The organism is Mycobacterium sp. UM_Kg1 (genome assembly GCF_000972925.1).
In the GTDB taxonomy this organism is placed as follows: Bacteria; Actinomycetota; Actinomycetes; order Mycobacteriales; family Mycobacteriaceae; genus Mycobacterium; species Mycobacterium hiberniae.
On sequence record NZ_JRMK01000367.1, the window covers coordinates 1 to 337 of the forward strand.

General features: G+C 56.4%; 1 protein-coding gene. It reads right to left on the bottom strand.

Features of this window, described 5'->3' with window-relative positions; genetic code table 11:
• On the bottom strand, nt 1-299 hold a 299-nt coding region (locus LI92_RS21555; RefSeq protein WP_046322688.1), incomplete at its 3' end, for a transcriptional regulator family protein.
• Nucleotides 300-337 lie beyond the last annotated feature (38 nt).

The following is a 337-nucleotide window of genomic DNA, read 5'->3' on the forward strand; positions in this document are numbered from 1 at the left end:
ATCAACACCGCCACCCCATTAGGCCCATACCCCTCATAGGTGATCGTCTGATAATCCGCCCCACCGGCTTCCTCACCAGCACCACGCTTACGAGCCCGCTCAATGTTGTCATTGGGCACCGAGTTCTTCTTCGCCTTCTGAATGGCATCGAACAACGTCGGATTACCCGACGGATCACCACCACCAACCCGCGCCGCAACCTCGATATTCTTGATCAACCGCGCAAAATTCTTCCCACGACGCGCGTCGATGACCGCCTTCTTGTGCTTCGTGGTAGCCCACTTGGAATGGCCGCTCATCGATCACCTACCTCACTGTCGCAAAAAAAATCGGCGCG